Raw genomic sequence first — 22,864 nt, forward strand, 5'->3', positions numbered from 1 at the left:
GAGGCGATCGAGTTCCAGCACGCTCATGGCGTCGTCGAGCGGCAGTTGCGCCGACACACGGGAGTCGGTCAGCAGCAACGTCAGACCGGAATCCTGCATCAGGTACGCCAGACGCTCGCGCGGGTAGCTCGTATCCAGCGGCACATAAGCGCCGCCGGTCTTGAGCACCGCGAGCAGGGCAACGATCAGACCTTCACCACGCGGCATCGCCACGCCGACCCGCACTTCGGCGCGCACGCCACGGGCCACCAGTTCATGGGCCAGACGGTTGGCCCGGGCATCCAGTTCACCGTAGCTGTAATGCCTGCCATCGAAAATGACCGCCGTGCGATCCGGTTGCTGCGCCGCCAATCGGGCGTAGCGCTGGTGTACCGGGATATCGACCGGATACGCCTGCGGATGGTTTTGCGCCTGCTGCCGCGCCTGTTCGTCGGCAGTGGCCAGGGCGATTTCACCGAGACGACGTCCGGCGGATTCGGCAAATTGTTCCAGCAGGTGCAGCAACTGCGCGCTCAGGCGCTCGACGGTGGCGACGCTGAAATGCGTCTGGTCGAAGCTCATGTGCAGCGCCAGGGTTTTGCCCAGCGTCACGCCGAGGGTCAGCGGATAGTGGGTCTGATCCTGGTTGGTCACTTCGCCGAATACCACGCCTCGGGCGGTGCCGTGTTGCAAGGCTTCGGAAATCGGGAAGTTTTCGAATACCAGCAGCGTGTCGAACAACGACTCGCCACCCTGCCCGGCCCAGCGCTGGATGTTCGCCAGCGGTGTGTGCTCGAACTCGCGCAGCGACAGGTTCTGCGCCTGTACGGCTGCCAGCCACGCGGCCACGGTCTGATCGGGACGACTGCCGGCGATCACCGGCAAGGTGTTGATGAACAGGCCGACCTGCTGCTCGATGCCCACCAGTTCCGCCGGACGCCCGGCCACGGTGGTGCCGAACGCCACGCAGGCGTTGCCGGTGTAACGCTGCAACAGCAGCAGCCACGCGGCTTGCACCAGGGTGTTGACGGTGACTTTCTGTTCACGGGCGAAGGCGTTCAATCGAGCGGTGCGCGGTGCATCGAGCTCGTAATGCTTGAGCCGGTGACCGACTTCGCTGCGCACCTCGCCACCGCCGGCAGCGGCCTGCGCCAGCATCGCAGGCTCGTGGAAATCCGCCAGTTGTTGCAGCCAGAACGCTTCGCTGACGGCGGCGTCCTGACGTTGCAGCCACTGGATGTAATCCGCATAACGGCTGACCGGACGCGGCGGTTGCTGCCCGGCATAACGTTGCAGGACTTCGCCAAGCATCTGCGCGCTGCTCCAGCCGTCCATCAGGATGTGGTGGTTGGTGAAGATCAGGTGATGGCGGTTGTCGTCGATGCGAATCAGGGTCACCCGCAGCAGCCCGGGCCGGGTCAGGTCGAAACCTTCGGCCAGATCGGCAGCGGTGAAATCCTTGAGGGCCTGAGCGATGTCGCTGCGCTCGCGCCAGTCGAGCAGCGTGTACGGCAACGTCAGTTGGCGATGGATGATTTGCAGTTGTTCCTGCAATTGGCCCTGCCAGATGAAACCGCTGCGCAGGATGTCGTGGGCGTCCATGGTCGCTTGCCACGCCGCACGGAAACGCTCGGGATCGAGGCCGTCGACATCGACGCACAACTGGTTGATGTAGGTGCCGGTGCCCTGCTCGTACAAGGTGTGGAACAGCATGCCCTGTTGCATCGGCGACAACGGATAGAGGTCTTCGATATTGGCGGCCGGCACCGGGATCGCGTCCAGTTGCGCCTGATCGATGTGCGCCAGCGGGAAGTCCGACGGCGTCACGCCCATCGAATCCGCCTCGCAGCAATGGCGGATCAATGCTTGCAGTTCACGCTCGTAATCCTCGGCCAGCCCGGCGATGGTCGCCTCGTTGAATTGCTCGCGGCTGAAGGTCCAGCGCAGGTCGAGTTCGCCGTTATAGACCTGACCTTCGACGCCCAGCCAGTTATCCAGCGGCGCATCGAGGCTCTGCTCCAGTCCGGCGCTTTCACCAGCCGGGCTGAACAACGCACCGTCCTCGGCATCGAAGCTGCCGTCGAACTGGCCCAGGTAGTTGAAGGTAATGCGCGACATCGCCAGCGCCTTGAGGCTGGCCTGGGTGGCGGCGTCACCGAGATGGCGCAGCACGCCGAAACCGATGCCCTTGTTCGGAATGGCGCGCAGTTGTTCCTTGATCTGCTTGATCGCCGCCGCAAAGGAATCCGCCGGTGTCAGGCGCACCGGGAACAGGCTGGTGAACCAGCCGACGGTGCGGGTCAGGTCGACATCGTCGAACAGGTCTTCACGACCGTGGCCTTCCAGCTGGATCAGGGTGTCGGCGTAGCCGGTCCAGCGGCTGATGACCCGCGCCAGCGCGGTCAGCAGCAGGTCGTTAACCTGCGTGCGATAAGCGGCCGGGGCCTGTTGCAGCAATTGCTGGGTGAAGGTTTTGTCGAGGCGGCTGTGCAGCACCAGGGCATGGCGGCTTTGCAGACTGCCCTGCGGGTTATCGCAAGGCAGATCCAGTGCCGCGCCGTCGAGTTGTTGCTTCCAGAATCCGAGTTCAGCCTGCAGTGCTTCGGTCGCGGCATAAGCTTGCAAATGCTCGCCCCAAGCCTTGTAGGCGCTGGTTTTCGCCGGCAGCTTGATGACAGAACCTTGTGCAGCCTGTTGATAAGCCAGCTGCAGGTCCTCCAGCAGAATGCGCCACGAAACACCGTCCACCACCAGGTGATGCACCGCGAGCAACAGGCGCTGGCTGCCATCGGCAACGGTCGCCAACACGGCGCGCAGCAACGGGCCGTCTTGCAGGTTCAGGCTTTGCTGGGCCTTGGCGTACAGCGCTTGCACATCGGCATCGGGGAGATTGTCGGCAGTCCACAACAGCTCCGGGTCGTGCGCCAGCGCTGCCACCTCGGCACGCCAACCTTGAGCGTCTTCGACGAAACGCGACCGCAGGCCATCGTGATGGGCGACCAACGCGTTCAGCGCTTGCAGCAGCGCCTCGGCATTCAGGGTCTGGTGGCTGCGCAACAACACCGCCTGGTTCCAGTGCTGGCGCTGGGGAATTTCATCCTCGAAGAACACTTGCTGGATCGGCAGCAACGGCAACTCGCCGGTCACCGGGCCCTGATCAATGCTCACGTCGCCGCTGCCCTGCCGCGCCACGCTGGCCAGGCCTTGCACGGTCTGGTGCTGGAACAGGTCGCGGGGGCTGAAATGAATCCCGGCCTGACGCGAGCGGCTGACCACCTGAATCGAGATGATCGAGTCTCCCCCCAGCTCGAAGAAGTTGTCGGTAAGGCCGACCTGTTCAAGCTTGAGCACGTCCTGCCAGATGTTGGCGATTGTCTGTTCCAGCTCGCTGCGCGGCGCGACGAACGCCTGCTGCATCTGGCTGGCGTCCGGCGCCGGCAAGGCCTTGCGGTCCAGTTTGCCGTTGGGGCTCAGGGGCAATTCGGCAAGGAACAGCAGCTGCGTCGGGATCATGTAGTCCGGCAGGCTGTCCTTGAGCTGCGCCTTGATCGCTTCCCGCGCCGCGCCCTGTTCATCGGCGTCTGCTGCGACCACCGACGCGTCTTTCGGCACCACATAAGCCACCAGCTGCAGGCTGCTGCCGCCCTGCACCGCCAGCACCACGGCTTCGCTGACATCGCTCAGTTCCAGCAGGCGCGCTTCGACTTCGCCGAGTTCGATGCGGAAGCCCCGGATCTTTACTTGATGGTCAACGCGACCGACGTATTCGATCTGGCCATGAGCGTTGTAACGCGCCAGGTCGCCGGTGCGGTACAGGCGTGCACCCGTGCTGGAAAACGGATCGGGAATAAAGCGTTCAGCGGTCAGGTCGGCGCGCTGGAAATAACCACGCGCCAGCAACTCACCGCCGATCAGCAACTCGCCGACCACACCGACCGGGGTTGGCTGACCGTCGGCGTCCAGCAGATACGTATGACGACCCGGCAGCGGCTGACCGATCGGCATTGTCAGCGGCAACGGCTGGCGACCGAAGACGTAGTCGCTGCAATCGAGGGTGGTGGCGGTGACCGTGGCTTCGGTCGGGCCGTAGGTGTTGAGCAATCGGACGTGCTCAAGACCGGCCTGACGCCAGGCTTGTACGCCTTCCGGTGGCATCGCTTCACCACCGCTGTGCACCTGGCGCAGTGCCGCGTAGTCACGCGGGCCAGCAGCGGCGAATTCCTTGGCGATCATGTTCCAGTAAGCAGTGGTCAGGTCCATGACCGTGATGCCGTGCTCGACAATGTTCCGGTACAGGGTTTCGCTGTCCCACACCTCATTGCCGCGCAGCACCACCGAAGCGCCGCAGGTCAGCGGGCCGAACAGTTGCTCGCCGAAGGCATCGAAGTTGAACGTCGCGAATTGCAGCGCGCAATCGGCGGCGCTCAGGCCGTAGTAATGCTGCGAGGCAAATGCGTGCTTGCTCAGGGCGCCGTGGCTGATGCCGACGCCTTTCGGGCGACCGGTGGAGCCGGAGGTGAACATCACGTAGGCCAGGTTGTCGGCCCACACGGTGCGCTGCGGATTGCTTTCGTCAGGGCTTTCCCATACTTCATGTTGATCCAGGCACAGGCTCAGGACGTCCTGCGGCACCGGCAAACGCTCGAGCAAATGGCTTTGGGTCAGCAGCAAGCGGCTGCCGCTGTCTTCGATCATGCCCAGCAGGCGATCACGCGGGTATTGCGGATCCAGCGGCACGTAAGCGCCACCGGCCTTGAGCACGGCGAGAATCGCGACGATCAGTTCCAGTCCGCGCTCCACCGCCACGCCCACCAGCACCTCCGGGCCGACGCCTTGCGCCAGCAGCGTGCGCGCCAGACGATTGGCCCGGGCGTTGAGCTGGCGATAGGTCAGTCGCTGGTCATCGAAAATCAGCGCGACGGCATCCGGTGTCAGTTCGGCCTGGGCTTCAAACAGTTGATACACCGGGCGCTCGCTCGGCCATTGCGCGTCGTGGCGACCCCAATCCTTGGTCAGTTGTGTGAGCTCGGTCGATTCCAACAGCGCGAGGTCACCGACACGCTGCTGCGGATCGCTGGCGATGCTGCGCAGCAGGTTGGTCCAGTGGCGCGCCATGCGCTCGATGGTTTCAGGCTCGAACAGATCCGTGGCGTAGGTGAACGCCGCGTGCAGCTGCCCGCCCTTCTCGTAGGTGTCCAGGCTCAAGTCGAACTGGGTGCTGCGGCTTTCCCATTCGATAACGCCCAGCTCCAGACCGCTGCCAACCTTGAGCGTGGTGACATCGGCGACTTCCGGCTGGTGGTTGTACATCACCTGGAACAGCGGGTTGTAGCTGAGGCTGCGTTCCAGTTTCAGCGCCTCGACCAGTCGTTCGAACGGCAGGTCCTGATGGGCCTGGGCGCCGAGGGCGGTTTCCTTGAGATCACGCAGCAGATCGGCGAAGGCGGTCTGGCCGTGCAGTTGCACGCGCAGGACCTGAGTGTTGACGAAGAAGCCGATCAGCCCTTCGATTTCCCGGCGGTTGCGGTTGGCGATCGGCACGCCGATGCGCAGGTCGCTCTGCCCGGTGTAACGGTGCAGCAGAATATTGAAGGTGGCGAGCAACAGCATGAACAGCGTCACCCCGTGCTGGCGGGCGATGCCGCGCAATTGCTCGACCAGCGCAGCGTCCACCACGCTTTCCAGGCGCCGGCCCTGATTGCTCGGCAGCACCGGGCGCGGATGATCCACCGGCAACTCCAGCACCGGATGTTCGTCGCCCATCTGCGCCAGCCAGTAGTCGAGTTGACGCTGTTGCTCACCCGCTTCCAGCCAGCGGCGTTGCCACAGGGCGTAGTCGCTGTATTGCACCGCCAGCGGCGGCAGGTCGGCAGCACGGCCCTGATCATGGGCGTCATAGAAGCGGCAGAATTCGTCGATCAGCACGTTCATCGACCAGCCATCGGACACGATGTGGTGCAGGGTCAGCAGCAACACATGTTCCTGCTCGCCCAGCTGCAACAGGCGCACCCGCAGCAGCGGGCCGTTGGCCAGGTCGAACGGCAGCAGCGATTGTTCCTGCGCGGCGGCGGCCACGCGGGTTTCACGTTCGGCGGCAGGCAAATCGCCGAGGTCGATGCGCTGGATGTCCAGCGGCTGTTGCAGCGGCACTTGCAGCAGGCTGTCGTCGGGCTGCTGCCGGAACACCGTGCGCAGGGTTTCGTGTCGCTCGATCAGGCTGGCGAAGGCTTGCTCCAGCGCGGCCTGGTTCAGGCGACCGGTCAGGCGCACCGCCGCCGGCAGGTTGTAGGCACCGCTTTGCGGATCGAGATGCCAGAGAAACCACATGCGCTGCTGCGCGTAGGACAGCGCCTTGCGATCCTCGGCCTCGACCCCGGCCGGAATCGGAAACCTTGAAAAATCCACGCCTTCGCGTTGCAGGGCGGCGAGGAACATCTGGCGCTTTTCCAGCGGCAACCCGATAAACCGGCGAGCGAGTTTCAAGGAGTCATCAGCATTCATTTCTTGGGATCCGGATTCAGTAGGCAAGAAGCACAAAGGCACGTCGTCCCTATAAAACGAATCCAGACCTGAAAAATTAGCGATTGAGAAGAAGTGTCAGAAGCAACTGTGGGGCAAGCCCGCTCCCACAGTTTTCAGGATGAGTTGGAGGTCGGGCTAGACGGCAGCCATCAAGCTGTGGCGCCGGTGATGCACTTCAAGTTGATCCTTGATCACCTTGAGCACCCTGGCTTCATGTTCATGAATGAAGAAATGCCCGCCGGCCAGCATGTCCACCGAGAAGCTGCCCGAGGTTTCCTTGCTCCAGCCGATCAACTGTTCGGTGGTGGCCTTGTCAGCCTTGCCGCCCAGCACGTGCACCGGGCACTTGAGCAGCGGGCGCTGCAATGGCTGGAATCTGCCGCAGAGCAGAAAGTCCGCACGCAGGATCGGCAAGGTCAGGCTCATCAGCTCTTCGTTGGCCAGCACCTCTTCGCTGGTGCCGTTGAGTGTGCGCAGCTGGTCGATCAGCTCGGCGTCTGTCTTGGGATCGGCAAAACCCCGGTCGTATTCGGCGCGCATGGTTGGTGCGGCGGTGCCCGAGGCGAACAGCGCCACGGGTTCCGGGCACCCCAGCGCTCGCAGCGCGTGGGCGATTTCGCACGCCATCAAGGCGCCCAGACTGTGGCCGAACAAGGCATACGGAGCCTTGAGTGTCGGGCGCAATTCCTTGGCCAACTGCATGGCCAGCACGCGCATGTCGGTGTGCAGCGGCTCGTCGAACCGTGCACCGCGCCCGGGCAGTTCCACCGGCTGCAGTTGCAGCCATTGCGGCAGTTTGGGCCGCCAGCGGCTGTAGACCATGGCACTGGCGCCGGAGTACGGCAGGCACAGCAGGGTCAGCTTGGTCACCACGTTTCCCTCGAAAAAGTCTCTTCAAAAGGGTACGGATCAACGGTCGGGCAAATTAGTCGGCGGCGGCTAAATTTCCCCCGCAAAGCCTCGTTAACCGTTCAGACCAAAACAACAACGAGGATTCACCGTGGACCTGCAGAGCATTCTGGGCAAGCTGTTCGCCAACGCCGGTGCCGTCGGCATCGAAGGCGTTTTTCAATTCGTCTTTGGTCCGCAGCAGGCGTACTGGTCCGAGGTCAAGGCCAGCTCCCGCACCGAAGCCGGTCGACACCCGAGTCCGGACGTGACCATTGAGGTGGCACCGAACGACTTTGCCGGGATCATGACCGGCACCGCCAACGTCGAAGAACTGTTCGCCAGCGGTCGGCTGAAGATCGGCGGCAACATGGGCCTGGCGACGATGCTGCCGCAGATCATCGACCATGCCCGTTACGGTGGTGCGCCGACGCAGAAAGTCGACATGAACAAGCGCTACCCGACACCGCCACGCCACAGTGAAACCATCACCGCCGCACGGCCTGTGCAGACCGTCGTCGAACGCCGACCGCGCAGCGAACTGTCGCGCCAGGCATTCGAAGAACACTACCTGCCTTACGGCACGCCGGTGGTCATCAGCCATGCCCTGCACGACTGGCCGCTGTTCCGGCTCAGCCGCGAAGAATCACTGGTGCATTTCGCCGAACTGCAAGGCATCACCCGCCATGGCGACTACGTGAAGAAAACCTTTTCCACCGAACGGGATTTTCGCTCCACCTCGATGGCCGATTTCATCGCTTCGCTGGACAGCCCGGCGGTCAAGGGCAAGGACGGCGAGCCGCCGGCGTACATGGGCAACAACATCCTGCCGAGCGCCTTGATGCAGCAGATTCAATACCCGCCCTACTTCGATGCGTCGCTGTTCATTGCGCCACGGATCTGGATCGGCCCCAAGGGCACGCTGACGCCGCTGCACCGCGATGACTCCGACAACCTGTTCGCCCAGGTCTGGGGCCAGAAGAAATTCACCCTCGCCGCGCCCCACCATCGCGAAGCGCTGGGCACCTGGTCCACCGCACCGGAGGGTGGTCTGGACGGCTGCGATTTCAACCCGGATGCGCCGGACTACGAGCGTTTTCCCGGCGCACGCGACGTGACATTCCTGCGCGTGACCCTGGAGGCCGGGGATCTGCTGTTCCTGCCCGAAGGCTGGTTCCATCAGGTGGAGTCGGTGTCGACTTCACTGTCCGTCAACTTTTGGGTGAATTCCGGTCGGGGCTGGTAAGCGGCCTATTTGAGGTGACGAAAGCTCTGCACCGCAGAGCCCAGCACCACCGCGCCGGCAACGATCGCCAGCCAGAATCCGCTGCGCGCACCGAAGGCATCCACCAGGCTCCGGAGCCCGCAGCACCGATGGCCACGCCGATGCTCAGGCCGGTCACCAGCCAGGTCAGGCCTTCGGTGAGCTTGGCCGGCGGCACGATGCGTTCGATCAACGCCATCGCCACGATCAGGGTCGGCGAGAAGAACAGCCCCGCAATGAACACCGCGACGGCCAGACCGAAGATGTTGGTGGCCAGCAACAGCGGCAGCGTGGTCACCGCAGTCGCCAGCCCGCCATAGAGAAACAGGCGCGGCAACGGCAGCTTCGAGCGCATCGCCCCGAACGCGATGCCCGCCAGACAAGAGCCGATGGCATACACCGACAAGACGATGCTCGCCGCTGCCGGTTGACCCTGTTGCTGGGCGAACGCAACGCTGACCACATCGACCACGCCAACGATCATGCCCATGGCGACCATCAACAGCAGCAGCCATTGCACGTCGGTGGAGCGAATGATCGAACCTTGGTGATGGGATTCATGAGGATGCACCGGCGGCTCGGTGCTGCGCTGGGCGACGAATGCCGTCACGCCGACGGCCAGCATCAACAATGCCGCCAGCGGTCCGGCCTCGGGAAACACCGCGACGCTCAACCCCACCGACAGCGGCGGCCCGACGATGAAGCAGACTTCGTCGAGTACCGACTCCAGCGCATAGGCCGTCTGCAATTGCGGCTGACCGCGATAGATTTCTGTCCAGCGCGCCCGCACCATCGCTGACATGCTCGGCATGCAACCGGCCAGCGCGGCGCAGATGAACAGCGTCCAGTTCGGTGCCTGCAAACGGGTGCACAGCAGCAACATCAGCAGCGCCCCGCCACCGATCAGCGCCGCCACCGGCAGAATCCGCCCCTGACCGTAACGGTCTACCAGCCGCGACACCTGCGGCGCACAGAATGCCGTGGCCAGGGCAAAGGTCGCCGCCACCCCGCCCGCCAGCGCATAACCGCCAGCCAGTTGCGAGAGCATGGTGATCACACCGATACCGGTCATGGAAATCGGCATGCGCGCAATCATCCCGGCCATCACAAAGGCCCGGGCGCCGGGGGCGTTGAACAGTTCGCGGTAAGGGTTTGCCATCGGATACAGCCTCATCAGGGGCGGCCAACTTGCCACAAAGCCTGACGGGCGGGAAAGCGTGGAATTGTTGGTGGAATGTGAAAAGGCTACTGAATCACTGCCAGCGTGTTTCCCTGGCTGAAAATCCGGAGCAGAACCGCTCATCGTCCCGCCGACCTCCGGAATCACAGCGACCATCTGTCGTGAAACCTGCCTGGCCTGTCAGGTCTGACAGGTGTCATTACAGACGATCTATCTTTTACTACAGCGAATCGAAACGCCCCACACAAGCTCGGACAAAAGACCGATAGCCAAGACTGTCAGGAATCAGGCGATGGACGAAATGTTGATTCTGGTTTCCGCCAAGGATCGTCGGACCGGCGTTGCACCCAAGACACAGGTCCACCTTCAAGGGCTACGCCATCGCGCTTTCTCGATTTTTGTCTTCAACGATCAGGGTCAGTTGCTGATGCAGCAGCGGGCATCAGGTAAATATCACTCCGGTGGACTATGGACCAATACCTGTTGCGGGCATCCCCGACCTGACGAACTGACCGTTACAGCTGCCAATCGTCGATTGCGCGAAGAAATGGGAATGACCTGCAAGCTTCACAAAGTCGCGACGATGCTCTACCACGAGCAGGTTTCCAATCAAATGTTCGAACATGAGTTCGACCATATATTGGCCGGGACAAGCCGGGCAGACCCGATGCCCAACGCCGCTGAGGCACAGGATTGGCAATGGTTGACACTTGCCGATATCGCTTCACGGATAGAGCGTACTCCGGACGATTTCACAGCCTGGTTTCGCCGGATGTTCGAGCAGTTCGGAGTCGAAGGCATAAGCCAATGGTTCATGACTGCTCGGCATTCGCCAGCGCTGCCCTTCGCGCCAGAACAGACTGCGACCCGCGCGGCATCCCCTTGGGCGGTGCCTGCACTGTATTGCCCCGCTCCGTTTCGGATCGATGAGTCGCTGGCCACCGCGGTGGATGACCGGCTGATGCCATGGATTGAACAGATCGGGATTTTCCCGGGGCAACAGTCCAGGGTTCGGTCCATGGGTTTTGGCCGCTTCGCCATGCTCTGCCACACGGACACGGACAATCAGGATCGCTTGCTGCTTGCCGCTCAATGTTTCGCCGCTCTGTTTGCGGTGGATGATTACTACTGTGATGACGAGAGAACCGGTTCCGATCCAGGACTTGTAGGTCCTCGCCTGTCCCTTGCATTGGCTGCACTGGAACCTGTGCATTTGAGCGCACAATACCAAGACGGATTGGAGCAGGCGCTGAACAACGATCCAGTGCTCTTCGCCCTTCGCGCTTACATGCAACACGTCGAGAGCCTCGCCACACCGGCGCAAGTGGCACGCGTACGACACGAAATCATAGCCATGTTCGTCACCATGAACGCCGAAGCGGCCTGGCGTGTCGAGGCCATCACCCCGGCTATCTGGGAATATCTGGCCCAACGCCAGACCAACAGCTTTCTGCCATGCCTGTCGCTGATCGACATCATTGGGGGATATGAGCTACCCGCCAATATCTACAGCGACCCGGCAGTGAGACGTGTCACGACATTGGCCGCGAGTGCCACGATCATTGCCAATGACCTTTTCTCGGCCCTCAAGGAACAACAGGCCGGGATCGGTGATTTCAACCTGCCCTTATTGCTGGTTCGCGATCAGCGAATCTCGCCCGAGAAGGCCATGCAACAGAGTGCCGCGATCCACGACGAAATCATGCGCATGTACGAGGCAGCCGAACTGGCCGTACTGCCGCACGCCTCGCCATTGCTCAAACGCTTCCTGCATGGAATCAAAAGCTGGCTGGCCGGGAGTGTGGAGTGGCATCGCACCAGCGGTCGATATCAAGTCTGAAACTATCGATCTTTTCATGATTGCAGGTGAACTCTCGCCGCCGCCCTTCAGTCAGCTAAGTAAGCTCTCAACCCAAGGCGCGACCCTGCATGCAGATTTCCCTCGCCCGCCAGGTGGCACTGGTCACCGGTGCCAGTTCCGGCATCGGCCACGGCGCCGCCAGAGCTCTGGCCGCCGCCGGTGCCGCCGTGGTCATCAACTACAACCGTCAGGCCGAACCTGCCGAAGCGCTGGCCCGGCGGATCGTCGCCGACGGGGGGCAGGCCATTGCCATTGGCGCCGACGTTTCGAACGAAGAAGACGTTGAGCGACTGTTTCAACAGACCCTCGATGCCTTCGGCACGCTGGACATTCTGGTGGCCAATTCCGGCCTGCAAAAGGACGCGGCGGCGGTGGATCTGTCGTTGGCCGACTGGAATGAAGTCATCGGCGTCAACCTCACCGGTCAGTTCCTCTGCGCCCGCGCTGCGCTGCGGATTTTCAATCGTCAGGGCGTGCGTGAAGGCGTATCCCGGGCCGCCGGCAAGATCATCCACATGAGCTCGGTGCACCAGCGCATTCCATGGGCCGGGCACGTCAATTACGCAGCGTCCAAGGGCGGTGTCGATCAGTTGATGCAGACCCTGGCCCAGGAAGTCAGCCAGCAGCGGATCCGCGTCAACGGCATCGCGCCGGGGGCGATCCGCACGGCCATCAATAAAGACACCACCGAAGGCGACGCCGGGCAGGCCCTGCTCAAACTCATCCCTTACGGGCGTATCGGCGATGTCGAAGACGTGGCCAACGCGGTGGTCTTCCTCGCCTCCGATGCCTCCGACTACATCGTCGGCACCACCCTGTTCATCGACGGCGGCATGAGCCTCTATCCGGAGTTCCGTGGCAATGGCTGAACATCATTCCGAACGACAAAGCGCCATCGATGCCCACGGCATCATCGGCGACCTGCGCAGCGCGGCGCTGATCAATGACAAGGGCAGCGTGGATTTCTTCTGCTGGCCGGAGTTCGACAGTCCGTCGATCTTCTGTTCGCTGCTGGACACGCCCGATGCCGGAATCTTTCAGCTGGCCCCGGACCTGCCCGACGCCCGCCGCGAGCAGATTTACCTGCCGGACACCAACGTCCTGCAAACCCGCTGGCTGAGCGACCACGCCGTGGTGGAGATCACCGATCTGCTGCCCATCGGCGACAACGACGAGGCGTTGCCGCTGTTGATGCGCCGGGTGCGGGTGGTCAGCGGGCAGGCAACGTTCCACCTGCGTTGCGCCGTCCGGCATGACTATGCCCGCGCAGACACCCGCGCCGTCATCGACAAGAACGACGTGCTGTTCAGCGCCAGCGGCCAGCCGACACTGCGGCTGGCCTCGGATCAAGGCTTGAACGTCGATCAGAAAGCAGCCGTCGCGCAGTTCACCCTGAAGCAGGATGAGACAGCTGCCTTCATGCTCGGCGCCAGCGACGACCCGCGCTTTGCCGAAGGGGCCGACGAGCTCTGTATCGAACGCACGCTGAAGTTCTGGCGCGACTGGATCGGTCAGTCCAACTATCGCGGTCGCTGGCGGGAAATGGTCAACCGTTCGGCCCTGGCCCTGAAGCTGCTGACCTCCCGCCAGCACGGCGCAATCCTCGCCGCCGCCACTTTCGGCCTCCCGGAAACACCCGGCGGCGAACGCAACTGGGACTATCGCTACACCTGGATCCGCGATGCGTCGTTCACCGTCTACGCCTTCATGCGCCTGGGTTTCATCGACGAAGCCAACGGCTACATGCGCTGGCTGCGCGGGCGGGTCAGCGATTGCAGCGATCAGCCGATGAAGCTGAACATCCTTTACGCCATCGACGGACGCCAGGAACTGCCGGAAACCGAACTCACGCATTTGTCCGGTCATGGCGGCGCAAAACCGGTGCGCATCGGCAATGGCGCCTACGATCAGATTCAACTGGATATCTTCGGCGAACTGATGGACGCCGTTTATCTGGTCAACAAATACGGCGACGCAATTTCCCACGAAGGCTGGAAACACGTAATGGAAGTCGTCGATCAGGTCTGTGAGACCTGGCAGACCAAGGACGTCGGTATCTGGGAAATGCGTGGCGAGCAACATCACTTCCTGCATTCGCGCCTGATGTGCTGGGTGGCAGTGGACCGGGCGATCCGGCTGGCGTCGAAACGCTCGCTGCCGGCACCTTTCGCCCGCTGGGACCAGACCCGCCAGGCCATTTATACCGATATCTGGAACAACTTCTGGAACGAAGAGCGCGGGCACTTCGTGCAGTACCAGGGTGGTACTGCGCTGGATGGTTCGATGTTGTTGATACCGCTGGTACGTTTTGTCAGCGCCAAGGATCCGAAATGGCTGGCGACACTGGCCGCTATCGAGAAGCATCTGGTGCGCGACGGCATGGTTTATCGCTACCGCAACGATGACACCGGCATCGACGGCCTGGCCGGCACCGAAGGCGCCTTCGCGGCGTGCTCGTTCTGGTACGTCGAATGCCTGGCCCGGGCCGGGCAAGTGGACAAGGCCCACCTGGAATTCGAACAACTGTTGCGCTACGCCAATCCCCTGGGGTTGTACGCGGAGGAGTTCGACAGCCGTGGCCGGCATCTGGGCAACACGCCACAGGCGCTGACGCATCTGGCACTGATCAGCGCGGCGTGTTTTCTCGATCGCAAGTTGAGTGGGACAAAGAGTGAATGGCAGCCGTAAAGCCATCAGATTCTGTAGGAAATACGCCCGGCACTCGCTCTGATCGTGGCTAATCCCTACACGCAAATAAACAGAATCACAGCAGTCGTGGCGAGGGAGCTTGCTCCCGCCGGATGGTGCAGCGACACCCCAGGCCCTGCCCCCGCACTTCCCCTGAGAGACTGCTCAGCCCGGCTTTGCGACGGCTGCGCAGCCGGACGGGAGCAAGCTCCCTCGCCACGACTGGCAGTACCTGACTGCCTACAGCCAATCAACAAACCCCAAACATTCCCTGCCCGTAACTTGCACTTACACCCCGAAATACCTTGTTGCCAGCGGTTACGTCCCCCCCTACCATCCACCGCAACGGGCACAGCGGAGCTGTCCAATAAAAACCCGATTCAAGGAACCAGAATGAGCCAACGCATCCACCGCCCCATCGACTCCCCTTTTAGGTCTGGCCTGACCCGCGACGAACTGTGGGAAGCCGCCGACAAGGGCCTGATCAAATGCTGGGAAATCGGCCGCCAGCGCGCCGCCCGCTTCCCCGATCTCGCCCAACGCTGCCGCGCCGACGAGTTGCCGGTGCTCGGCTGGAAAGGTGGCGTGAGCCGCAGCCTGAAGAAAAACGAAAAATACGGCTCGCTGAAATACCTGGCTCAGTGGCAGGGGTTGCGTGGGGAAGATCTGGATATCGATCTGGGTGCAGAGCGGGTCATGACCTGTTCGCGGACGAAAATGGTGGTGACGTTTACACCGGATCGCAGCAAGTATTTCAATCAGGTGGCGGAAGCCGAGGCTTAAGGAGACTTTCCATGACCCGTGCCGACATCCGATTCAGCCAGACCGCCAGTCTGACCATCGCCCATGAACATCACGGCCCGGAAAACGGCACGCCGGTCATCCTGCTTCACGGCTTCCCCTACTCGCCTCGCGCCTACGACGAAATCGCCCCGCCCCTCGCCGCCGAGGGTTACCGGGTGATCGTGCCGTACTTGCGTGGCTACGGGCCGACCCGTTTCAACAGCCCGGACACGCTGCGTTCCGGCCAGCAAGCGGCGCTGGCTCAGGATCTGCTGGATCTGATGGACGCACTGGGTATCGAACAAGCGACGCTGTGCGGTTACGACTGGGGCGGTCGGGCGGCGTGCATTGTGGCGGCGTTGTATCCCGAGCGGGTGCGTGGGTTGGTGACGGGCGATGGCTACAACCTGCAAGACATTCCGAATTCGATCCAGCCGCTGGATCCCGAGACCGAGCACCGCTTCTGGTATCAGTACTACTTCCACACGCCCCGTGGCGTTGCAGGGCTGACGCAGAACCGGCGGGCGCTGTGCGAGTTGCTCTGGCAGTTGTGGTCGCCGACCTGGGCGCGGAACGCCGAGCGTTATCCGCTGAGCGCTCCGGCGTTCGACAACCCGGATTTCGTCGAGGTGGTGATTCACTCCTATCGCCATCGCTTCATGTATGCGCCGGGCGATCCGGCGCTGGAGTGGATGGAGCAGGCGCTGGAAAAACAGCCGGCGATCGGCGTGCCGACGATTTCCCTGTGCGGTGCCGATGACGGGGTGGGCCCGGCGCCGGAAGACGATGAAGATGCCCATCACTTCACCGGGACTTATGAGAGGCGGGTGTTGGCGGGTGTCGGGCACAACATTCCCGAGGAAGCGCCGCAAGAGACGCTCAGGGCATTACTGGATCTGCTTCGGCACTGACCGAAAACCGCTCCCGATACGCCTGCGGCGTCACACCCATGGCCCGCAGGAAGCTGCGTCTTAACGTCTCTTCACTGCCAAATCCACAATTAGCCGCGACCCGCTTGATCGGCAACCCGGTGTCACTCAACAACCGGCGAGCGGTTTCGACGCGGATCAGTTCGATGGCCCGGGCCGGGGTCTGGCCGGTGTCGGCGCGGTAGTGGCGCACGAAACTGCGCTCGCTCATGCCGGCCTGTTCGGCAAGGGTCGGGATGCCCAGATCGCAGGTCAGGTGTTCGGCGATCCACGCGTGCAAATCATCGAAGCGATTGCCTTGTTTTTGCAGCGACAGCGTCACGCTGAATTGCGACTGCCCGCCCGGGCGCTTGAGAAACACCACCAGTTGCCGGGCGACGTCCAGCGCCATGTCGCGGCCTAGATCGTCTTCGACCATGGCCAGCGCCAGGTCGATGCCGGCAGTGACGCCCGCCGAGGTCCAGACCGGACCGTCATTGATGAAGATCGGATTGGGCTCGACCTGCAAGCGCGGGTGTTTCTGTGCCAGTTGCTCGCAACGGGTCCAGTGGGTGACCACCCGGCGACCGTCGAGCCAGCCACTGGCGGCCAGCAGAAATGCGCCGGTACAGACCGACGCCACGCGCCGGCAGCCGCTGGCGTGTTCGCGCACCCAACTCACCAATTCAGCGTCTTCGGCAGCGGCGTAAACGCCCCAGCCACCGGCGATGATCAGGGTATCGCTGGCCTGCTCCGGCAACGGTTCGGCGAGCAGCGCCAAACCGGCGGACGAGTTCACCGCCCCGCCACCACTGGCGATGACCGTTGGCGTATACGGCGCAGGCAAACCCTGCTGGCGGGCCATGTCGTTGGCCGAAGCAAAAACCTGCAACGGCCCGGTGACATCAAGCAGCTGCACATTGGCGAACGCGAGGACGTGGATAGTTTTCGGCATTTGGCGTAATTCGAGGGTTTATTGGCGTATGCGCCAAAACCTACCCGCCTACAGTGAAGCCGTCCACCCATTTTTCACGGAGAAAAACCATGGCGTTGCAGATCGGTTTTCTGTTGTTTCCCCAGGTGCAGCAACTCGACCTGACCGGCCCGTACGACGTACTGGCCTCGTTGCCGGACGTGCAAGTGCACCTGATCTGGAAGGATCTGGTGCCGGTGACTTCCAGCACCGGGCTGCTGCTGAAACCGACCATCACCTTTGATGATTGCCCGAATCTGGACGTGATCTGCGTTCCCGGCGGTGCCGGGGTCGGGCCACTGATGGAAGATGAACAGACCCTGGCCTTCATCAAGGCGCAAGCGGCGCAGGCGCGGTACGTGACGTCGGTGTGCACCGGTTCGCTGGTACTTGGCGCGGCGGGACTGTTGCAGGGAAAACGGGCGACCACGCATTGGGCCTATCACGAACTGCTGCCAACCTTGGGCGCCATTGCGGTGAAGGATCGAGTGGTGCGCGACGGCAATCTGTTCACCGGGGGCGGCATTACTGCCGGGATCGATTTTGCGTTGACGCTGGCAGAGGAACTGGTCGGTGCCGACAAGGCACAGCTGATCCAGCTGCAGCTTGAATATGCACCGGCGCCGCCGTTTGATGCGGGCAGCCCCGAGACCGCGCCGAGCGCAATTGTCGAAGAGGCGCGTAAACGTGCGGCACCTTCGCTGAAGCTGCGCACTGAAATCACCGAGCGCGCTGCGGCGAAACTTAACCTGCGCTGATCCTCCAGCCAAACACAAAACCCTGTGGGAGCGAGCCTGCTCGCGAAGCGGGCGTGTCAGTTGACCTTTGTGCCACTGACCCACCGCCATCGCGAGCAAGCTCGCTCCCACAGGGGGTCCTTGCCCTCCTTCAAATCTCATACAGGGATTGGCGCTGTCCCTGACTTGCCCTGCACCTTCACTTGTCCCCTCGCCCCCACCCGTGTAGAAAGCCTGTCCACCCATCGTGCACAAGGACTTTCCATGACCGCTCTGCCATGGCTCTATCTCGGGCTTCTCAGCCTGGGTTACGGATTGGCGCTGAGCTTCGGCCAGCTCGGCTGGCTGGCGCTGATCTCCATCGCACTGCTGGTGTTCGCCGGCTACGCCGTGCGCCAGCAAACGGTGCCGGTCGGGCGTTTTCTCGGCCATGGCCTGTTTATCGTGCTGGCTCTGGCACTGGCCATGCACTGGCTGCCGGGCTTCTACAACGGTCGGGCCATCCCGGCGCAGCGCTTCACCGACGACGCCGTGCCGTTTTCGATGTTCGTGAACCTCGACAAACCGCTGATCGGCTTCTGGCTGTTGCTGGTCTGCCCTTGGATCGTCGCGCGGCGCTCGTTGCGCCTGACGGTGTATGCCACCGCACTGGCATTGACGTTGAGCGTGATTGTGGCCCTCGGCGGCGCAGTGTTGCTGGGCATGATCACCTGGGCGCCGAAATGGCCGGATCAGGCGTGGCTGTGGGTGCTGAACAACCTGCTGCTGGTGACGCTGGTCGAAGAAGCGCTGTTTCGCGGCTATATACAGGGCGGCCTCGGCCGGCGCTTCAAACACCTGCCCTACGGCGACAATCTTGCGCTGCTGCTGGCGTCCCTGCTGTTCGGCCTGGTGCACGTGGGCGCCGGCTGGCAATGGGTGTTGCTGGCGGGCCTGGCGGGTGTCGGCTATGGTCTGGCCTATCGATTTGGCGGGCTTGGTGCTGCGATCGCCACGCACTTTGGTCTGAACCTGCTGCATTTCAGCCTGTTCACCTATCCGATGCTCGCCGGTTGAAGCAAGAGCCGTTTTGCGACGCCGTACTTATAAATGAAAAAAAACTTCAATAAATCGCCGACCCCGCCGACAACCTTTCAAAGCCTTGCGGATTGAAAAACCATGCGTAATAACCAGCCCATTACACAACGCGAACGGACTTTCCCGGCTCAGCAACGGTTGATCTCCACAACCGACGCCAAGGGCGTGATCACCTACTGCAACGACGCCTTCGTCGAAATCAGCGGGTTTTCGCGTGAAGAACTGATCCGTGCGCCGCACAACCTGGTTCGTCACCCTGACGTCCCGGCGGCGGTGTTTTCGCACATGTGGGGCACACTGAAACAAGGCTTGCCATGGATGGGCATTGTCAAGAATCGCTGCAAGACCGGTGACCACTACTGGGTCAACGCCTACGTGACACCGGTGTTCGAAGGCAATCAGGTGGTCGGTTACGAGTCGGTGCGGGTCAAACCCACCGCCGAACAGATCCGCCGCGCCGAAGCGCTCTACCAACGCATCAACCAGGGCAAGTCGGCGATCCCCCAAACGGACAAATGGCTGCCAGTGCTGCAGGACTGGGTGCCGTTCATTCTGGTCAGCCAGTTGAGCTTCATGATCGGCGCCACCCTGAACTCGCAGTGGGGCTTCGCCCTCGCCGCCGGTCTGTCGGTGCCATTGGGCCTGTTGGGCCTGCAATGGCAACAACGCGGGCTCAAGCGCTTGCTGCGCCTGGCCGAGCAGACCACGTCCGACCCGTTGATCGCACAGATGTACACCGACAGCCGTGGCCCTCAGGCGCGTCTGGAGATGTCGATCCTCAGTCAGGAAGCCCGCTTGAAAACCTGCCTGACCCGTCTGCAGGACACCGCCGAGCACCTGACCGATCAGGCCAAACAGTCCGACGCCCTGGCGCACAACAGCTCCAGCGGTCTGGAACGCCAGCGCGTGGAAACCGAACAGGTCGCCACCGCCGTCAACCAGATGGCCGCCACCACCCAGGAAGTGGCGAGCCACGTGCAACGCACTGCTGATGCGACCCAGGAAGCCAATCGCCTGACCGGCCGCGGTCGCGACATCACCGGAGAAACCCGCGAAGCCATCCAGCGCCTGTCGGCGGCGGTCGGCGAAACCGGCCTGACCGTTTCGCAACTGGCCAAGGACAGCGACGAAATCGGCGGCGTGGTCGACGTGATCAAAGGCATCGCCGACCAGACCAACCTGCTGGCGCTCAACGCCGCCATCGAAGCAGCACGTGCCGGCGAAATGGGCCGTGGTTTTGCCGTGGTGGCCGACGAAGTCCGTCAACTGGCGCAACGCACCAGCGAATCCACCGGCCAGATCCATGCCCTGATCGCCAAGCTGCAGCAGACCGCTTCGAACGCCGTGCAAACCATGGAAACCGGCCACCGCCAGGCGGAAGAAGGCGTGGCGCGGGTCCTGGAAGCGGACGAAGCGCTGGTCGGCATCAGCGAAGCAGTGGCCAACATCACCGACATGACCACCCAGATCGCCGCCGCGACCGAGGAGCAAAGTGCCGTGGCTGAAGAAATCAGCCGCAACATCAGCAACATCTCGGAACTGGCGGACCAGACCTCGGAACAGGCGCATAACTCGGCGTTGCTGAGTGAAGAGCTGACCAAGACGGCCAACACGCAGTATTCGTTGGTGGAGCGGTTTAACCGCTGATTGATCTGCAATACAAAAAACCCGGATAGCGAGAGCTTCCGGGTTTTTTATTGTGGCTTACGGCGTGACTACACATAGGGGCGCCATGCCCTACAAGCACGCCAGAATCCGCTGACTGGTGCGCCTTTGGGTCCGGTTCTATCGTTTGCCGGTAGAAATCCAATCCCTTAAGCTGGTCAGTATGAATACATCTCCTTTGGAGGCTCCGATGGCCACCACCAGAAAGATCGACAAGCCGGTTAAAAAAGTCATTCGCGATGAACTGACTTTTCTTGATGTCCGGCAAGCCGCGCGTGATGGGCAGAAAGCGTTCGATAAATATGTGATCACTGGCAAGCTACCCATAACAAAGTAGCCATAGATGCCAGCAGTCAAAATCTCTGCGCTTTTCGAACAAATCAACAACTGGAAAAACTTCGCCGCTCATTTTTATAACTACAAAGTGTGCGGTGAACTGCCCGCTATTTTCGGGCGAGACGAACGACTCGATCTCAACGATATGCATCATATCCACCTGGCCAGCACTCAAGCGACCCAGACGCGGTGGGCAAAAATTGACCGTCAGTATTATCGAACTGCCCTGGTTGACGATCCTGACAACGACTTCTGGCTTATCTACGCCTACGACGCTTTCCGGGATGAATACCTTTTGCTGACAATCACTGGCCCGGATGCCCATAACCGGGGTGAGTGGGGATCATTTCTGCGCACGGTGCATTGCGAGATTGTTGAGCCATGGGTTGTGGGGAAAATCGTCTATCCCGACCTCGACGACTTTTGATCAACTGGCCTGCCAGTTCTCGGAGCTCGCCTACAGCAAGGCAGAAAAAAACCCGGATAGCGAAAGCTTCCGGGTTTTTAATTGCCTTGGTACTTACTCCTTCGGCACGAGGTTATCCAGTGCCTGATTCACCGCCAGTTCGCCCAACATCACCACTTGCGCAATGCCCAACAGGGTCTTGCGGTTCGGCCCTTCCAGCAGGCCGGCAAAGTCACCGAGCATGACCGTGGCTGACGCGAGGGATTCGCAGGCGTTGGCCAGCAAGGATTCCGTGCCGGTTTGCGGGTTGACCCTGAACATATCGTTTGGGGTGTAGGGCGTGGCCATGATCTTGGCTGCGGGGGTCAGGTAATAGTCGAGGGCGCGTTCGGCCGCGTCGTGGAGTTTTCTTGAATCGGGAAATTCGTACGGGGACACCGGATCTTCTAACGGTGGAATGACGGTCGTGGACATCAGCTAAAACTCCGGACAAGAGTCGCTTGAGGATTTGTGTAGATGGCTAACAAACAGTAAGGGGACAAGCCCCTCACCGAGGCGGCAACTACCGCGAGACGTGATGGTTATCCAGCACACGATTGACCAGCAGTTCACTCAGCATGATGACCTGCTGCAGTATCTGCATCGCCTTGCGCTGCGACGGATCGACGGTGTCGCCGATATCCCGGGCCATGTCACTGGCCGACGACAGCGTTTCGCACGCTTCGACCAGCAGCGTTTCGTCATCCACCGTTGGATTGACCAGATAGATCCTGCCCGGCTTGCGCGACGGCTTGGACGTCTTCTGCGCCCCGGGATCGAGGTAATGATTGATCGCCCGCTCGGTGGCCGTTTTTATGCTTTCGGCTTCGAGTGCGGCGTCGTAGGGGATTGAATCGGTTTCTGGTGGGTTTGGCGTGATTTTGAACATACGGACTCTCTATCTTGAAGGAATTGAAGAGCCGTCACTTTCGCTACCAAACGAAGGGTGGCGGCCACACGTGGGTTGGTAGACCGGTCAAGACAGAGAAACCCCCGGCGCCCCCGAAAGAGCCCCACGCATGGCCACCATATAAAATCAGCCTCAAAAATGAGACTGCATAAGGGACGCCACACGGCTGTCAAGAAACGGGCTACCAAACCCGATCACTGTTTTTCAGTGACAGGGAAACGATATAGCCCATCCCGTAGCCGCGTAAGCCGGCGGATTCTGGCGTACGCGTAGGCAACGACGCAAGGTGTTGTAGCCCTTATGGCGTAACGGTTCGTGTACTTTAAACGTGATCAGGCGATCGTGTTTATTTGCTGGAAATGCTGGGCTGGGGGAGTTTTCAGTTTTGGTAGTGTGCCAGTGAAATCTTTCCCCTCACCCTAGCCCTCTCCCCGTGGGAGAGGGGACTGACCGTGGTGTTTGGGCGAGGTGCGCCGACGTGGGATATCGAGTTGAACTCAGATTTTGAACAGCACTTCAATCGGCCCTTAACCACTCAACACGATGAGCGTTAGCTCGAGTACCGCTTTTGATCTTCGGGCGACGTCGGAAGGCTGAGTGGAGGGATTTATCCGGGGGTGGGAGCGTAGCGACGTTTGGCGAAGCCAA

At 61.7% G+C, this 22,864-nt stretch carries 16 protein-coding genes and 1 pseudogene (1 of these 17 cut by a window edge); 11 read left to right on the top strand and 6 right to left on the bottom strand.

The window, feature by feature from the left end; genetic code table 11:
• Both BBF94_RS02240 and BBF94_RS02245 read right to left on the bottom strand, forming a co-directional pair.
• On the bottom strand, positions 1 to 6,480 hold the 5' portion of the coding sequence (locus tag BBF94_RS02240) for a non-ribosomal peptide synthetase (protein WP_065257430.1). 5,931 nt of this gene lie to the left of the window's left edge; only the first 6,480 of its 12,411 coding nucleotides appear in the window; its start codon is at positions 6,478 to 6,480; its stop codon lies beyond the left edge, outside the window.
• Between the two features lie 156 nt (positions 6,481 to 6,636).
• Positions 6,637 to 7,374 (bottom strand): thioesterase II family protein, encoded by a 738-nt coding sequence (locus BBF94_RS02245; RefSeq protein WP_065257431.1) that lies wholly within the window; start codon positions 7,372 to 7,374, stop codon positions 6,637 to 6,639.
• 127 nt (positions 7,375 to 7,501) lie between these two features.
• Between BBF94_RS02245 and BBF94_RS02250 the strand changes: the two genes are divergently transcribed.
• Positions 7,502 to 8,635: a cupin-like domain-containing protein gene (locus BBF94_RS02250; protein WP_065257432.1), complete on the top strand. Its 1,134-nt coding sequence runs from the start codon at positions 7,502 to 7,504 to the stop codon at positions 8,633 to 8,635.
• Between the two features lie 5 nt (positions 8,636 to 8,640).
• Here BBF94_RS02250 and BBF94_RS02255 read toward each other — a convergent pair.
• Positions 8,641 to 9,812, bottom strand: a pseudogene (locus BBF94_RS02255) (MFS transporter).
• A gap of 313 nt (positions 9,813 to 10,125) precedes the next feature.
• Between BBF94_RS02255 and BBF94_RS26950 the strand changes: the two are divergent.
• The 5 genes from BBF94_RS26950 (at position 10,126) to BBF94_RS02280 (ending at position 16,076) form a co-directional block, all read left to right on the top strand.
• A complete protein-coding gene (locus tag BBF94_RS26950; RefSeq protein WP_082302353.1) occupies positions 10,126 to 11,673 on the top strand; it encodes a family 2 encapsulin nanocompartment cargo protein terpene cyclase in 1,548 nt (515 codons plus the stop codon).
• 89 nt (positions 11,674 to 11,762) lie between these two features.
• Positions 11,763 to 12,563: a glucose 1-dehydrogenase gene (locus BBF94_RS02265; RefSeq protein ID WP_065257433.1), complete on the top strand. Its 801-nt coding sequence runs from the start codon at positions 11,763 to 11,765 to the stop codon at positions 12,561 to 12,563.
• Positions 12,556 to 14,382: a glycoside hydrolase family 15 protein gene (locus tag BBF94_RS02270; protein ID WP_065257434.1), complete on the top strand. Its 1,827-nt coding sequence runs from the start codon at positions 12,556 to 12,558 to the stop codon at positions 14,380 to 14,382. Before BBF94_RS02265 ends, BBF94_RS02270 begins: the two co-directional genes overlap by 8 nt.
• A gap of 393 nt (positions 14,383 to 14,775) precedes the next feature.
• Entirely contained in the window at positions 14,776 to 15,165 is a 390-nt protein-coding gene (locus BBF94_RS02275) for a hypothetical protein (RefSeq protein WP_065257435.1), read from the top strand.
• Positions 15,166 to 15,176: 11 nt separating this feature from the next.
• Positions 15,177 to 16,076 carry an alpha/beta fold hydrolase gene (locus tag BBF94_RS02280; protein ID WP_065257436.1) on the top strand — a complete coding sequence of 300 codons (900 nt, stop codon included), beginning with the start codon at positions 15,177 to 15,179 and terminating at the stop codon, positions 16,074 to 16,076.
• On the opposite strand, the gene BBF94_RS02285 is transcribed toward BBF94_RS02280, so the two are convergent.
• Positions 16,045 to 17,028, bottom strand: a complete 984-nt coding sequence (locus BBF94_RS02285) for a GlxA family transcriptional regulator (protein ID WP_065257437.1) — start codon at positions 17,026 to 17,028, stop codon at positions 16,045 to 16,047. The two genes, BBF94_RS02280 and BBF94_RS02285, sit on opposite strands and share 32 nt — an antisense overlap.
• A gap of 89 nt (positions 17,029 to 17,117) precedes the next feature.
• On the opposite strand from BBF94_RS02285, the gene inhA reads away from it, so the two are divergent.
• The 5 genes from inhA to BBF94_RS02305 all read left to right on the top strand — a co-directional run bounded on the left by inhA (position 17,118) and on the right by BBF94_RS02305 (position 21,288).
• On the top strand, positions 17,118 to 17,804 hold the full coding sequence (gene inhA, locus BBF94_RS02290; protein WP_065257438.1) for an isonitrile hydratase: 687 nt from the start codon (positions 17,118 to 17,120) through the stop codon (positions 17,802 to 17,804).
• Positions 17,805 to 18,047: 243 nt separating this feature from the next.
• On the top strand, positions 18,048 to 18,839 hold the full coding sequence (locus tag BBF94_RS02295) for a CPBP family intramembrane glutamic endopeptidase (protein WP_065257439.1): 792 nt from the start codon (positions 18,048 to 18,050) through the stop codon (positions 18,837 to 18,839).
• 102 nt (positions 18,840 to 18,941) lie between these two features.
• Positions 18,942 to 20,507, top strand: a complete 1,566-nt coding sequence (locus BBF94_RS02300) for a methyl-accepting chemotaxis protein (RefSeq protein ID WP_065257440.1) — start codon at positions 18,942 to 18,944, stop codon at positions 20,505 to 20,507.
• Between the two features lie 208 nt (positions 20,508 to 20,715).
• A complete protein-coding gene (locus BBF94_RS27870) occupies positions 20,716 to 20,862 on the top strand; it encodes a hypothetical protein (RefSeq protein ID WP_165369536.1) in 147 nt (48 codons plus the stop codon).
• 6 nt (positions 20,863 to 20,868) lie between these two features.
• Positions 20,869 to 21,288: a type II toxin-antitoxin system YafO family toxin gene (locus BBF94_RS02305; RefSeq protein ID WP_065257441.1), complete on the top strand. Its 420-nt coding sequence runs from the start codon at positions 20,869 to 20,871 to the stop codon at positions 21,286 to 21,288.
• Positions 21,289 to 21,381: 93 nt separating this feature from the next.
• On the opposite strand, the gene BBF94_RS02310 is transcribed toward BBF94_RS02305, so the two are convergent.
• Both BBF94_RS02310 and BBF94_RS02315 read right to left on the bottom strand, forming a co-directional pair.
• Positions 21,382 to 21,741: a DUF6124 family protein gene (locus tag BBF94_RS02310; protein WP_065257442.1), complete on the bottom strand. Its 360-nt coding sequence runs from the start codon at positions 21,739 to 21,741 to the stop codon at positions 21,382 to 21,384.
• A gap of 88 nt (positions 21,742 to 21,829) precedes the next feature.
• The gene (locus tag BBF94_RS02315) at positions 21,830 to 22,195 is read right to left on the bottom strand and encodes a DUF6124 family protein (RefSeq protein ID WP_065257443.1); all 366 of its coding nucleotides are present in this window, start codon (positions 22,193 to 22,195) and stop codon (positions 21,830 to 21,832) included.
• Positions 22,196 to 22,864 lie beyond the last annotated feature (669 nt).

This window comes from Pseudomonas bananamidigenes, assembly GCF_001679645.1.
Lineage (GTDB): Bacteria > Pseudomonadota > Gammaproteobacteria > Pseudomonadales > Pseudomonadaceae > Aquipseudomonas > Aquipseudomonas bananamidigenes.